The organism is uncultured Aquimarina sp., assembly GCF_947496855.1.
Taxonomy (GTDB): domain Bacteria; phylum Bacteroidota; class Bacteroidia; order Flavobacteriales; family Flavobacteriaceae; genus Aquimarina.
The window spans coordinates 66809-82330 of sequence record NZ_CANMED010000008.1 but is presented as its reverse complement, the minus strand read 5'-3'; the positions used below and the strand labels follow the sequence as shown (position 1 = coordinate 82330).

The window sequence follows — 15522 nt, the reverse complement described above, 5'->3', positions numbered from 1 at the left end:
CAAAACAATATGCCACCAGCAGCAAGAATAACAGATATGCATGTATGTCCTATGGTAACAGGTGTAGTACCTCATGTTGGAGGTCCAATACTTCCTGCAGGAGAACCTACAGTACTTATTGGAGGATTACCAGCGGCAAGAGTTGGCGATATGGCAACCTGTGTAGGACCACCAGATACTATTATTGTAGGTTCTGGAACCGTTATGATTGGTGGAATGCCAGCAGCAAGAATGGGAGATAGTACCGCACATGGAGGAACTATTGTTTTAGGGTTACCTACAGTAATAATAGGAGGTTAATTATGGATAATAATACATCATTTTTAGGAACAGGTTGGGGATTCCCACCAGAGTTTAACAAAGAAGCAAGCGGATCTGGAAAAACAGCAATGTTATCCGATGAAGTAGATATAAAAAGTAGTTTGGAGATTTTACTTTCTACGCGACTAGGTGAACGTGTGATGGTACCGAATTATGGGTGTAATCTAGATGAACTATTGTTCAAACCCCTAAACCTAACGTTGAAAACCTTTGTGAAGGAACTGATTAAGAATGCGATCCTGTATTACGAACCTAGAATTGATGCAGAGAAAATACAGATCGATCAAACCAACGAATTAGATGGCGAACTATTGATCCTAATTGAATATAGAATCAGAGCTACCAATGCTAGAAATAACTTGGTATTCCCATTCTACAAAGAAGAAGGAACTAACATATAATAGAAAAACAAAATACGATGAGTAACAGTTGTGAACATAACGATCTATTATTGATGCGGAATGGAACATCCCAAAATCAGCGTTGTATTGATGCACTGGACCCTAAAAATATTCAACTGCACGATCTAACAACAGAAGATTGGATGCGATTTGCTCTTAAGTTTTCTGAAGGCGTACATTATTTTAAAACTGAAACAAATACTATTTCCGGAGATTGGAGTAATTTCTTTGTAAAAGAAGATGAAATTTTATCTTTTGTAGAGAAACTAAAAAAATTAGAAGAACCTTCTGAAGCGTATATAGTAGAAAAGAATATAGAACCACATCTCACTCTTTTTGCAGCCTTTTTAAAATTGACTTCATTTTCCCAAGAACGATTAAATAGTTTATCTAAAAAGCATCTGGATTTTTACTATAAAGAAGTTTTGAAATTAGATAACAAAGCTCCTGTTGAAGATAAGGTACATTTATTATTTGAGTTAGCTAAAAATGGTACTGAAGTTAAAATAAGCGAAAAAACTTCACTTGATGGAGGAAAAGATGATGATGGGCTAAAACGTATATATAAAACTCAGGAAGAAATTATAGTGAATAAAGCTTCAGTAGCTTCATTATTAAATGTTTTTCACGAAGAAGGAGTTGGAATAAAAAATGCCTTTGTAGCGAATTCTTATGATGGAATCGGAGAAGATTTTCCTGAAGACGAAGTTAGATGGTGGCCATTTGGGTATCCCACTGATACTTCAGGAGCTACACAGGATTCTGGGTCCTACCCCGACCTTTCTTTTGCAAAAATTGGATTCGGATTATCTTCTCCGGTATTATTGCTAAAAGAAGGAAAGAGAACTGTTACGTTTACTTTTAGTCTTAGTCCCTTTAACGCTTCTCAATTAACCACTTCAGATCTTACAGATGCTGTAGCAGTTTTTTTTAGTGGAGAAGCAGAATGGATTGAAGGTGATATAATTACGAGTGAATCTTCAATTGTATCTGGAGAATTAAAAATAGTAGTAGAACTTAACGAAGGTTTGGATCCTATAATAAATTATGACAAAAAAGTGCTACTTGAACCATATAATACGACAGATCCAGTTGTTAGGTTTGTGATAAGAAATAGTATTACAAATGATAAAGGTTATAAAGCTCAACAACTATTTTCTTCTACGGTAATAAATAGTGCAACAATAGCTGTATCAATTGATGCAATACAGGATATTACAGTCGAGAATGATTTAGGAGTTTTGGATGCTTCTAAACCATTCTACCCTTTCGGACCACAACCCAAACGAGGATCTAATTTTTTTATAGGATTACCAGAAGCATTAGATAAAAACTGGACTAAAATAAATATAGATTTTGATTGGAAGGATAAGCTAAATCTGGTAGATAATTATATCGCTTATAGAACAGAATTTATTGATAAAATCAGTAAAGATAGATATACATTAACACTTGATGCAAATGGAGTTATTAGCAATCCTAATTCATTGAGTGCTATAGTAGATAGCGAAGATTATTTTACAACAAAAGTGCAGGTTCTAGATAATGGGGTTTGGGATACTAAGGATTTAAACCATTTTTTGTTTAGTACCGTTGATCGTAATAAAAGTAGTATAGAGATTACAAAAACTGCTGATACAGCTGCTAATAAGGAAGATTTTTTTGATTTCCCCTTTCGGGCTATGAGAAAGTTTCAAAAAGGTGGAACTATATTTCAAAGTAAACAACCATCAAAAGAAAAATTTACAGCCGCTGTAAAAAAAGGATTTGTAAAACTCATTCTGAATAAATCATTTTTACATGATTTGTTTCCTAGAATTTTTTCTGTAGCGTTGTCCAAAGAAAATGTATCTAATACCCTTATTCCTAATACACCATATACACCACAAATCGAAACAATCAAAGTTGGATACGATGCACAAGCTAGTACGACTGATAATAATGTGAAATTATTTCATGAACATCCTTTTGGAGTTTCTGAAGAAAATGAGGAGTTAAAAAATAACTCAGTTTTAAAAACAACAAATAGAGCGATAAAATTACTACCTGCATATCAAAATGGATCTTTGTTTATTGCTTTAGAAAATGCAGAGAATCTTCAAAGTGTATCGTTACTTGTCCAGACATTAGAAGGAAGCGAAAACCCAGAAACAATTAATGATTTTGTAGAAGGAGAAAAACTAGAATGGTCTATACTATGCAATAACGAATGGTTATCCTTAAATCAAGATTTTATAATTTCTAATAACACGGATAATTTTTTAAGATCAGGAATTATAAAATTTTTAATTCCTAAACAGGCTACGAAGGAAAATACAAAATTACCAACGGGATATTTTTGGCTAAAAGTCGATAATCCAAGAGATTTTGATACTGTGAGTCAATTGATTGATATCAAGTCTCAAGCAGTATTGGCTCAATTTGAAAATAATAATAATAACCTGAATCATCTACAATATGGTATTCCTGCTGGCACTATTTCTAAACTGGTGGAACGTTTAGCAAATGTAAAAGGAGTTATTCAGGAGTATGGATCTTTTGATGGGAAATCAGAGGAAACGGATAAAGAGTTTTACAAAAGAATTAGCGAACGATTAAGACATAAACAACGGGCAATTACTATCTGGGATTATGAACATTTAGTTTTACAGGAGTTTCCTGATATCTATAAGGTAAACTGTTTAAATCACACATCGATAACCTCTTTTTTATCTCTTGGAGATATAACCCTGGTGATCATCCCTAATATCATAAACCAAAATGTGTACGACCCGTATAAGCCTAGAATTAGTAAGGCGAAGAGAAATGAAATACAAAATTTCATCAATCAACTAAATACGCTTCATGTGACAGCGCAGGTAATTAATCCTATTTATGAAGAAGTAAAGGTGATTTTGAAAGCGAAGTTTTACGAAGGTAAAGATGAAAATTTCTACTCAACTCAATTGCAAAAAGATATAGCAAAATTACTAGCTCCTTGGGCTTTTGAAGAAACTTCGATCATTGATTTTGGAATTACCTTGCATGAAAGCGTAGTCATTAACTATATAGAAAAATTGGAGTATGTAGATTATGTAACTGATTTTCAATTACAAAAAGCAACAGGTGTAACCAATTCAGGAATAAAAATATTCTCATCGGTAAAGAAAGTAGAACCAAGTAATGCAAAGGTAATTCTCACTTCAGTGAAATTCACGAGCCATGAAATAGGAGTAGTAACTCCAGAAGAAGGATGCACAGTATTAACACCAGGACAATAAATAGAACCAGATGAAACCGACACGATTAAAAAAATATTTAAGGGTACGGAGTAAAGATTTTTTTGATCGTCAAAGATCCCATCTGACCTCTAAAAAAATAAATAGAACCAGATGAAAGAAACGATTTCCATACCAAAAAATGTAAATACAGGAGATGATCTGGATTATGATTATCTAAGAGATGTAGGTGTTGATTATGTCGAGAAGATCGGAAGCAAATTATGGACGGATTATAATGTTCATGATCCTGGAGTGACTATGTTGGAAATGTTGTCATATGCGATTACTGATCTTTCACAACGAATCGAGATGCCGATTCAGAATTTATTAGCTTCAAAAGAGAATAATAAAAGTAAGATGCACGAGCAGTTTCTGTCGGCAATAAATATTCTTCCTACAAAACCTGTCACAGCATTGGATTATCGAAACTTGTTTATTCATGTGCAGGGAGTTAAAAATGCGTGGATCAAAGCTCACGAGCAGTACATACACATTAATTGCAAAATACATCCTGTAGAACTGTCATATAATGTTATTGATGAAAATCAGGTATTGCCAGCTCCACTTAAATTAAAAGGGCTTAATGATATTATTTTAGATCTGGAAGAAGAAGCTATAGATAAAGAAAGCATTATTAACCTAGTAAGAGATGTATATCATCAAAATAGAAATTTGTGTGAAGACATAGTAGATGTTACGGTTGTAAAGGAAGATCCAATAGCCATTTGCGCTTATATAGATTTAGAACCTGGAGCGGATGAAGAGTATATTTTAGCATTAATTTACCAAGCAATAGATTACTACTTTTCTCCATCGGTAAATTTCTATTCTTTACAACAGATGTTTGATAAGGGATATACAACAGATCAAATTTTTGAAGGACCTATTCCATTTTCTAAAGCCTGTGTAGATTTTGAAAATATCAAAGGAGGATTTATAGATAAGGAAGAGTTGATTAATGCAGACCTTAGAAAAGAAGTTCGACTTTCGGATATTATACAATTAATCATGAATATAGAGGGGGTTCATGTGATTAAGGATATTTCTATTGGTAATTGTGATGGCACTTTAGGATTAGAAGGATCTTGGAATATCTGTGTTAAAGAATGGCATAAACCAACTCGTTGTGATAAAAGTACTTTTAATTTTACAAAAGGATTATTACCGATAGGAATTAATGAATCCAGGGTTGCTGAGAATATTGACAAACTTAAAGCAGAAGAAAAAGCAAAACAACAAAGTGTAAGCATTGAGGATGTAGAAATTCCTCTGGGGAATTATCAAACACCAGAAAGTTACACTACAATTCAGAATGATTTTCCAGATACGTATGGAATTTCTCCGTTTGGGCTTCCTGGAAATGCAAAAAAACCACGAAAAGCAAAGGCAAAACAATTAAAAGCATATTTATTGTTTTTTGATCAGATATTGGCCAATTACTTTAAACATTTATCGAAGGTTAAAGGCTTATTGTCTGTAGATGAGAATCTTAAAAGATTATATATAGATGATGACCTACTTACAGAAACAGAGGAGTTAAAAGCTAAACAAACATATTATACACAAGGGGTAGAGGATATCGTCGATATAGAAACTATAATTTCTGATCACGGCAATTATGAGCAGGATCTTATAGGGATTATGAACGAAGTAAAAGGCGAAGAAACCGGTAGTGAGGTTTTTTATAAAAGACGTAACGAGCTTCTGGATCACCTGATAAGTCGATTTTCCGAGAGATTTGGAGATTATGTCTTTGTTATGAAGTTGTTATACGGAGATAATGAGAGTGCTAATGACGAAATTCTAAGAGCAAAACTCAGTTTTTTACAAGACTACAAAGAAATTAGTTGTGCTAGGGGAGTAGGATTCAATTATTGTAATCCTAAAACAGCAGCAAACGATAGCGGTATTTGGGATACTGTTAATGTTTCAGGAGTACAGAAAAGAATATCAAAACTTTTAGGAGTGCTTGATTATACAAGAAGAGATCTGGCATCACAGTTTTTAGAAGTTTACGAAGAGCTGGATGATGATGAAATTATCGAGTACAGATGGAGAATTAAAAATGAAAGTCAGGTATTATTATCTTCCAGCAAACACTATCATAATCTTGCAGATGCTTTTGAAGAGCTTTTTCGGGCGTATCATTTGGCTAAGAATGCGGATAATTATGACTTTAGATTGACTGAAGACGGTACGCAAACTTATTTCAATTTAATTGACCCTGATATCTCAGATCCTGAAAATGAAGATTGGATTATTGCAAGAAGGATTGCTTTTACCGATACAGAAGAAGAAGCAATAGATGCTAGAGACGCTTTAATTGTACTCATTAAAGAAATTAACGCAGATGAAGGGATGTATGTCATTGAACATATTCTGTTACGCCCCGATACTAATAATCTGAATCAATTCGATGTAGAAAATCCAGATGAACTATTGCCAGATGCTAGTCCGCAAGATTTTATGCCTACGTGTTTGGATTCTGTATGTAAATCATGTAGCCCTGTAGATCCATACTCTTTTAGAGTTTCTATTATACTACCTGGTTGGACAGAAAGATTTGGGAATAAAGATTTTAGAAGATTTGCAGAACAATTAATCCGAGAAGAATTACCAGCTCATGTGTTAGCAAGAATCTGTTGGGTTGGATACCCAATAGGTTTAGTGCCTGATGAGGAAAATGACATGTTCAATCTGCAAGAAAAGTACAAAAGCTTTTTAGAACAACTGCATTGTGATACAATTATTGATAGTACATCGGCAATAGAAAATTATAGAACTACAGTAAATGAATTGGTAAAATGCATGAATGATGCACATACAATTTATCATACAGGACGATTACACGATTGTGATAATGATGATACCGAAGAAACAGGAAATAAAATAATATTAGGAAGAACAAATATTGGCAACCTTTAAAAAAGAAGAAAAGTCATGGCAACAATAAGATTAGAAGAAATTACAACACAATATCGATCCTTTGTCGATGATCAGGTATTGACGGCAGAACAACTTAATACAATAATAGAATATTTTGAAGATCAGCATAGACTAACCCGTGTTTGTTTAAGCGGAGTAGGTATTGTATGCGGACTTGATGTAACTTTTATAGAAAACACTTCTATTACAGTGTCGGATGGATGCGCAGTAACTACAGATGGAGATTTGATAAAGTATTTAGCTAAAATGTATACCCATACTAAACCGTTTGAAGACAAAGATGCTAACTATAGTAAGTTTATCGGTATCTCGGATATTCATGAATTATTGACTACAGAAGAGTCTCAATCGACAGAGGCTTCAGTATTAAACACGCTGGATGATATCGCAGATAAAGTAGTTGTGTTATATCTTGAAAATTTCGCAAAAGAAGAAACGCCATGTACTTCTACCGATTGTGATACTCAGGGTAAGGAACAAGTTGCTAACATAAGAATGTTACTACTGTCTAAAAATGATGTAAAGACAATCAGTAATAAAACTAATGACCCAATATTTGACAAACATAACAACATCAAAAAATCCATCAATCTTCCTGAGATTTTCGTTAAACGTGTTATTCTTAAAAATGAGTATGTACTTGGTAATCTTAGAAATGCAGTTATTTCGAAAAATTCTAATACTGCGGATTACTTTAAATTAAAGAAAAGCTATCACGATATTATAAAAAACACTTCGGTTATTACGGATCTAAAAGTAGGAATTACCAGATTGTTTACGGATTTTAAGACTTTACTGGATACAGATTCTTTAGCAGTAAATTCATCAACCATTATTAATAATAGAATTGATTCAATATTCAATTTTAAGATAATCAATATTCCTTTAGATATTCAATATCGATACGATGTGCTAAAGGATGTGGTAAATACTTATAATGAAATCAAATGTCTTTTGTTTGATTTAAGAGTAATCTGTTGTCCAGATAAAAATTCATTTCCTAAGCATTTACTATTGGGAGAATTAGCTCCTGCTTCTACATATTTAGAATGTAGACACAGTTTCTATCCTTCACCTATATTATCTCATGGAAAAGAAAAATGGGAAGAGATTAGAAACCTGATAGTAAAGATATACTATATGTTACAGGAATATAACATAACACAATCCGCATTTACAGATATCAAAGTTACTCCATCGTTAGATTATAATACTTCCCTTAGCAAGCGCTCTATTCCATATTATTACAGTACTTCAAAAAATCTTATTGAAAATTGGGACTACATAAAAACCAGAAAGTATGAAGAAGATCAAAATTTAGGATATCGAAGCTCCAATCTTTCTAATATTGACCCCATTCAGAATCCTTTAGATTATAATATTGATGGGAATGATTTTTATAGAATCGAAGGACACTTGGGGAAAGATTATCGCACAGCAATAAAAGATTTAGATACTATAAAAAATGAAAAAGGGTTAGCTTTTGATATCAAAGTATTAAGTATTGACGAGACATTAGAAAGTTTAGACCTTTCTGATTACAAATGTCAGTTTGAGGATCTGAACGCAGTGTTAAAAGCTTGGCGAGCAGAACAGAATTGTCTAAATGCCAATGTGGCAAAATTTTTCTCTGGATTTAGTACTAAAGATAAAGGAAGACATAAATATTATAAAGTGGATAGTTTTGAAGCTGCTGCAAGTTCTGGTTTGGTCTCGGAGCAACCGATTGTATCAGAAAGAATATTATTGTCACCCATTACTCCAATAACAAGTAGAGCTGCCTCTATAGATACAGTAGCATTAAACGCTTCTTTTAGAGAAATAGGCGGGTTCCAAACTGTATATGATGTAGATACGGTGGTGGCTGATAACATAATAAAAGAAGAAGATGTCCTGGGTAAAGTAATAGATAAAGCTTTTAGAGAGAAACCAGAAGGCTCTGCAGAGGATATTATTGCAGTGATCAAAAAAGATATAGATGAAGATCCAGTGATTTCTACTTGGGAAGCTGAGGTGAGAGATGTCGCAATTAATCAACCAGCCGAGATTCTGGCGCATACCAAAGTGGCAACAAGATATATTCCTAATAGTGTGGAAGAAATGGACGTTCAGAGAATCAATGATTACAAGATAACAATAGCCAGTTTATGCGAAAAAGTAGAAGCTTATAAAAAGAAAACAACAGGTTTATTATATGCGGAATCTACAAATTATAGAAGAGCAGGTTTTGAGCAACAATATGCATTGTTGTTAAATCAATTATCAATCAATTGCTGTGCTGCAGAAAAAATTGAAATATTATTAGATGAAATTCAAAAACGTAAGGAAGAAGTATTATCACAAAAACTTTTATCTAAATTCGTGGAGAAACATAGTGGCTTAGAACATAAAGCCGGAGTAAAACCAGGAGGTACTTTTGTGATGGTATACAAAGGAAAAAGTACGACTATTGGTCGTGTACCTTCTTTAGCAACAAATACCATTTTAGCAGCTCCATTAGAAGTTAGTAATGTATCAAGGATCAATACGTTTGCAATTAATAACCCTGCAATAAGTAGAGCTTTTAATCCTTCAATAGCGATTAATCCTAATATTAGAACCTTCGAAGAGATATCACCACAATTAAATGTATTGGATTTTAATGAATTTGATAGATTATCTCTATTCCGTCCAATTGCAAATGTAACGGAGAATACGGTTGTGGCTGATTTTGCATTACCATATCTATGTAGTTCGGATTGTGCTCCCACAGCATTTATTATACCTAAACAACCAGTTTCTCTTCGTTTACCAGTAGATTTTGTCTGTCTGCACGATGGTACGACGCCAATACCATTCGAGGTGATTCCTGCAGATGGAATTGTTACTGCAGATGTTGAAGAAGGTATTGGCGGAGTCATACAGATTGATGGTAAGTATTTCTTTGATGCAACACAAATTAGGGATTCATTATTAGGTAAGGAGATAGAATTTACAGTGAATGATCAAATTACTGAAGCCAAAATTATAGTGTTTAAAAAACCCGATTTTGATTTTATTAATTCAGAACCAAAGTATTTTAAAGAGGATACAGTAGCTTCCGTAAACTTTATTGTTCAGGGAGTTGATTTACCAGCAGGGGTTAAATATTTCTGGGACTTTGGAGATGACACCTTACCAGATAACAGAACTGATGAGAATCCTAGACACGAATATCAACTGCCTGCAAATGAGGTTAATTTAGTTACTGTAGCCTTAACAATTACCAATGGTAAATGCAGTCACTCAGTTTCTCACGATATACAATTCGAGGTTGAGGTAGTGGATAGAGAATGTATCGAAAATGCTAAAGAAGTTATCGAAAAAGGCTTAGAAGAATTACCAGAATTTAGTGATATCTCAGAGAACCTGAGACAGGAAGTGTTAGAACCTACTACGGTTCAGTATAAAGAGGTTTTAGAACAGTTGGAAGCATTTGTCAATGGAGACTTAAACGAAGAATTGAATAGTAGATTTGTTGAATTAATCCGAACTACTGCAAAAAACATTTTGTCTCTCGATAACCAAGATAGCTTCGAATTCTTTGCTATAACCAATATTTTTAGGTTACAAGTTCAATTGGTGTATAGCATTATATGTTGTCAATCTAATGAATTACTTCAGGAATTTGAAACTATAATTGAAGAGGTACTTGTAGAAATTAATCAATCACTCGAGCAATTTAGAGAGAATCAGATAGAAGTGGATAAAGAAGGAAGGCTAAAAGAATTTTTGAATACTACACGTGAGAAAGTTGGAGAAAAAGAACTTTTACATGAGAATATAAAAATACAGTTAGAAATCCTTAATTCCTAAAAGTATGATTAAGCAAAAACATATCATAAGTAAAGTTTTCTTTGAGGTAAATACGTCAGATATAAAAACTGCATATTACCTGAAGGATAACCTCGATGTGTTTTTAAAACAAAGTCTTTTTCCAACAATTCAGGCATATTTCGATAGTCTAACCTCAGTAAAAGATCAAATAATCCGATTTGATAAACTAGAACTAAGTATCGATAGCACGGATGCAAAAGATCAAGTACAATTACAATTAGACATAATCAAGTCACTTCAAAAACAGTTAATATTGAAAAAAGAATCAAAAGCATTTGGAGAAAAAAATCCTGCATTTTTGATTACTGATAAGGAAAAAAGTGATGTTGATACATTTTTGTACTTTCTTAAATCTGGCCAAAATCCTTGGTGGGTTCCAGAAAATAATATAGAAGATGCTAAGTTTTTAGAAACGATTATTTCTAATAAAAATTTTAATGAAAAGCTTAGTCAATGTTTGTTTAATTCGAATGTGCGTCAAAGATTGACATATCAATTTACTGATGATGTTTTGATAAAAATTTTTAACAAAAATAAATCTGCTTTGCAGTTTCCAAAAGCCCTTAAAAGAAAAATAATAAGAGAACACTATTGGGAAATATTACTAAAATATATAGCAGATAGAAACATAAAGTCTTTACAGAGAGGTTTGGTTTCAATATTTTTAGAAGTACAAAAAGAGGATAAGATTGAAAAAAATGTCAATAAAATTTTATTAGAAGAATCAACGCGAATAGTTGGACTGCAAAAGATAAACGAACTTCAAAAAATAAATATAGCACAGCAAATATTCAAGCTAAAACATTTTATAATAAAAAGCTTGAAGGAAATAATTTTCAAACAACTAAAATTAACTCAAAAAACAACCTTTTCTGAACAAGTAATCTATAGTGAATTAAGGAAACATTTTGATGTAGAAATTTTAGATGAAGTACTAAAGATAAGTAGCAAACGAGTGTATCAAATGCTAAAAGAAGAATTTGATAAGTTTAAAGAACAAATAGTTTCATTTACTTCAGTACTGATTTCAGAAAAACTAGAAGATTTTCAGTACGATGCAGTAAAAACTTCGGATAGTAAAATAAATAAAGATTCATATCAAAATAACACTGAATTAGAAGATACAGAATCTGAATCCTTTGTGTATATCCATAATGCTGGTTTATTGTTATTACATCCATATATAGAGAAGTTATTCTCTACGCTGAAGTTGCTAAACCAAGAAGGAAAAATTAAACCAGAAAAAGTAACGTTGGCTATTCATTTATTACATTTTGTGGCTACTAAAAGAGAAAAACAAGTCGAAAGTAATTTGGTTTTTGAAAAATTCTTGTGTGGATATCCTATAGATAAACCAATCCGTAAAAATATAAGATTACCCCAAAAATTCAAGGATGAAGCTGAGAGTTTACTGAAAGCAGTAGTAAATAATTGGCACACACTAAAAAATACTTCTGGAGATGGTCTAAGAGAAAATTTTATTAAAAGAGAAGGTAAGTTGATGCTGGATGAATCATCTAAATATAGAATTATTGTAGCTCGTAAAACACAAGATATCTTACTAGAGAAATTGCCTTGGAACCTTACTATTATTAAGTTTCCTTGGGTTAATAGATTAATTTTTGTTGAATGGTAAAATAAAAAAAAATGAAAATAACACTCTACATATTAGCATTATTTATTCTAACGATAATCTTATTATATCATTTTGATGTTACGATTTTAGAATTGAAACCTCTAAAAGATATAGATTTAAGTACTTTATTAATTTCATTTCCAATCTTACTGGCATTGGTAGAGCGATTCAATGAATTATTTGTAATTAAAAAAATTAATCAGGTTCAGATTGTTCCGGATACTGAAAACAAAACTCCTAATAAAAATTTTAGACATACCACCTTAACCTCATTTACGATAGGGTTGCTTATTGCCATTGTTGGGTTTAGAGTTTTAGAAACATTTATGCACCCGCCCTCAGACACTCAATTATTCCAGAATGTAGCATTTAGAACCTTAGATTGTATACTTACCGCTACAATAATAGCAGGGGGAACTGATGGCTGGCATCAACTGGTAAGTTTGATTAGAGATATTACCAAAGCAAAAAGAAGCGAGATAAAAAAGGAAGCTTTATGAGATTTTTTAGACAACAAAGAGAACAAAGTGCCGCATCAGATAATTTATCTTTTGTACAACCAAAACTAAAAATTGGCGAACCAGGTGATAAATATGAGGCAGAAGCGGATAAAATAGCAGATCAAGTAGTGAATAAAACTTCTACAAACTCAGAAGGAGGGATTCAAAAAAAAGGAACTGCAGAAGAAGAAGTACAACAAAAACGGTTAGCATCTTCAATTACTCCTTTGGTACAAACTAGCATGTTTAAGGATAAAAAAGAAGGTGCTGTGCAAAAAATGGAAGACGAGGAACCAGTGCAAGCCATGGAGGAAGAAGAGCCAGTTCAAGCAATGGAAGAAGAGGAACCTGTTCAGGCTATGGAGGAGGAAGAACCAGTGCAAGCAATGGAAGAGGAAGAACCCGTGCAGGCAAAGTGTGCAGAATGTGAAAATGAAGGAGAAGTCCAGAAAATGGAAGAAGAAGGTATTCAAGCCAAGTCAAAAAAAACTAATACCTCTGGATCAATAGAATCCAAGCTTAATAATAGTGGAGGTAGTAAGTTATCTGGCAATACTAAAAATGAAATGGAATCTGGTTTTGGAGCAGATTTTAGTAATGTAAATATTCACACAGGTAGTAATGCAGTGCAGATGAGTCAGGAATTAGGTGCACAAGCCTTTACTCATGGTAATAATGTATATTTTAATGAAGGAAAATATAATCCTAGTTCTAAGGAAGGAAAACATTTACTAGCTCATGAATTGACGCATACCATTCAGCAAAAAGGAATGGTGCAACGAAAAAATATTCATAGGAGAAGAAATCAAGGAATACAACTTAAAAAAAAACCAAAGTGTATTCGTCCAATCAAATGGAGGCATAGAAATGCTAGGAATCATGGAGCAAATGCAATGAGGATAGATATTAATTGGAAAAGTAGTACAGGTGCTCTGGCAGATCTTTCTAATTGTACGGTAAGAGAAGTAGTAAAATACAAAAACGTACCTAACCCACCATTTGGTTATACACCACCAAATCCAACAATACTTACTGTGGCTGGAACCAGTGGCGCAGGAATGGATACTCATAGTTATCCTCCAGCAAGTCTATCCAAAGTATATGGAAAGAGTATCGCCAATCAAGTGTATCAATGGAGATGTACCGGACCTAATTGTGATAGTAATTGGCATACTTTTCCTGGTCAGCGTTATACAATTAGAAGGACTGTGTATCGAATCAAAGGAACAAATAAATGGTTCTATAGAATAGTGAAGTATGGAGGAGCTGGTTTTAGATTTGCCCGAAAAGTGGAAGTACCATAAAAAGTAAGCATGTTCAAGAACAAGAAATACAATGTCTTACTAATTATCATTTCTTTATTAATGATATTAATTTTCATAAGAATGGATATAACTAAAGAATCCCCGATTACAGGTTCTTTTCAATTCGAAAAAAACAAATACCATATAAACGAGAATATTTGGATTCATTTCAGAATGGAAAACAAATTTAAAAAGCCGATTTATGTGTTTTTTCAGAAAGAAATACCTGCAGATATAAGAGTTGAAATAAGGCAATCTGGAGAATATCAATTAAATATTGATGAATCCGATATAGGTGTAAGTTTTATACCAGAATATCCATTGATTTTAGGAGAAGAATTATCTGCAAAATATCTTTTGAACGATTTAGTAACGTTTGAAAAAGAAGGAATATATACCATTACTCTTTCAATGGATATTGAATATAACTCAATTAGTATACGAAGTAATCAATCAAAAGGCATAAATAAAGTAAGAACTATTACTTCAACTATTTCATTAGAAATAAAAAAATAAGGATCCGAATAAGAAATAGAAAATTAATAAAAAGGAAAGCTTTATATAAATGAAATAAAAGTAAAAATCATGAAAACAATACTGACAGATTTACATTTATACGAACTCGTGCTTTTGTTTTTGGGAATATTTTTATTCTTGATCTTAAGTGCAGGATTACTGTATTATATTATTAAAAAAGAGGAAATAAAAAAGTTGCTTTTGTTTTTCCCCATACCAATTTTGATGATAGGATATCCCAGTATTAAAGAGGTTACTATTTCTAGTGATAAAATTGCTTTTTCTAAATATCAGGAAGAATATATACAAAACCCCAATGATACAGTTGTAGAGCAAAAATTAATAAAGCTTACCAATAAGCTAAAAGAAAGAGCTCAAACACCAGAAGATATCATACAAATTAGTAAAGCAAAATTGCTTTTAGGGAACACCAAAGAAGCCATCGCATACGCCGATAAAGCTATTAAAATCGAAAAAGAAAGATCGGGATTTGATGATAAAATACCCGTATCAGATTCTAGTACAAACGATATGAATTCTCTAATCGAACAATCTAAAACTACGAGTAAAGCTATTCAATTAAAAGAATTAGCACGGATTCAGAATATGGAAAACGATAATCTGGATACGGCTGTTTTAAAAGCTGAAATACGAAGTATTAAAGTAGATGATGAACTAAAAGGAACTAAGAATGTCATTCTTAAAAGAAAAAAACAAAAAAGATTAAGTAACCAGTAATTAGTATTGGATAATGTTAATCAATCAAAAGAATAAGATGCAATA

General features: G+C 32.5%; 10 protein-coding genes. All 10 read left to right on the top strand.

From position 1 onward, the window contains the following. Positions 1-9: 9 nt before the first annotated feature. The 10 genes from Q0921_RS21930 to Q0921_RS21885 all read left to right on the top strand — a co-directional run bounded on the left by Q0921_RS21930 (position 10) and on the right by Q0921_RS21885 (position 15477). Positions 10-300, top strand: coding sequence for a PAAR domain-containing protein (locus Q0921_RS21930; RefSeq protein WP_298312687.1), 291 nt, complete (start codon positions 10-12; stop codon positions 298-300). 2 nt (positions 301-302) lie between these two features. Next, the gene (locus tag Q0921_RS21925) at positions 303-722 is read left to right on the top strand and encodes a GPW/gp25 family protein (RefSeq protein WP_299260789.1); all 420 of its coding nucleotides are present in this window, start codon (positions 303-305) and stop codon (positions 720-722) included. A gap of 17 nt (positions 723-739) precedes the next feature. Continuing rightward, entirely contained in the window at positions 740-3982 is a 3243-nt protein-coding gene (locus Q0921_RS21920) for a baseplate J/gp47 family protein (RefSeq protein ID WP_299260787.1), read from the top strand. Positions 3983-4093: 111 nt separating this feature from the next. Beyond that, on the top strand, positions 4094-6907 hold the full coding sequence (locus tag Q0921_RS21915; RefSeq protein ID WP_299260785.1) for a hypothetical protein: 2814 nt from the start codon (positions 4094-4096) through the stop codon (positions 6905-6907). Positions 6908-6922: 15 nt separating this feature from the next. Then, positions 6923-10762 carry a hypothetical protein gene (locus Q0921_RS21910; RefSeq protein WP_299260783.1) on the top strand — a complete coding sequence of 1280 codons (3840 nt, stop codon included), beginning with the start codon at positions 6923-6925 and terminating at the stop codon, positions 10760-10762. Between the two features lie 4 nt (positions 10763-10766). Beyond that, positions 10767-12419 (top strand): contractile injection system tape measure protein, encoded by a 1653-nt coding sequence (locus Q0921_RS21905; RefSeq protein WP_299260781.1) that lies wholly within the window; start codon positions 10767-10769, stop codon positions 12417-12419. A gap of 11 nt (positions 12420-12430) precedes the next feature. Next, positions 12431-12919 carry a hypothetical protein gene (locus Q0921_RS21900; protein ID WP_299260779.1) on the top strand — a complete coding sequence of 163 codons (489 nt, stop codon included), beginning with the start codon at positions 12431-12433 and terminating at the stop codon, positions 12917-12919. Continuing rightward, complete coding sequence (locus Q0921_RS21895) at positions 12916-14223, top strand: DUF4157 domain-containing protein (RefSeq protein WP_299260777.1); 1308 nt, start codon at positions 12916-12918, stop codon at positions 14221-14223. Before Q0921_RS21900 ends, Q0921_RS21895 begins: the two co-directional genes overlap by 4 nt. Before the next feature lie 81 nt (positions 14224-14304). After that, positions 14305-14739, top strand: coding sequence for a hypothetical protein (locus Q0921_RS21890; protein WP_299260775.1), 435 nt, complete (start codon positions 14305-14307; stop codon positions 14737-14739). Between the two features lie 69 nt (positions 14740-14808). Further along, positions 14809-15477 (top strand): hypothetical protein, encoded by a 669-nt coding sequence (locus Q0921_RS21885; protein ID WP_299260773.1) that lies wholly within the window; start codon positions 14809-14811, stop codon positions 15475-15477. The last annotated feature ends 45 nt before the right edge of the window (positions 15478-15522 follow it).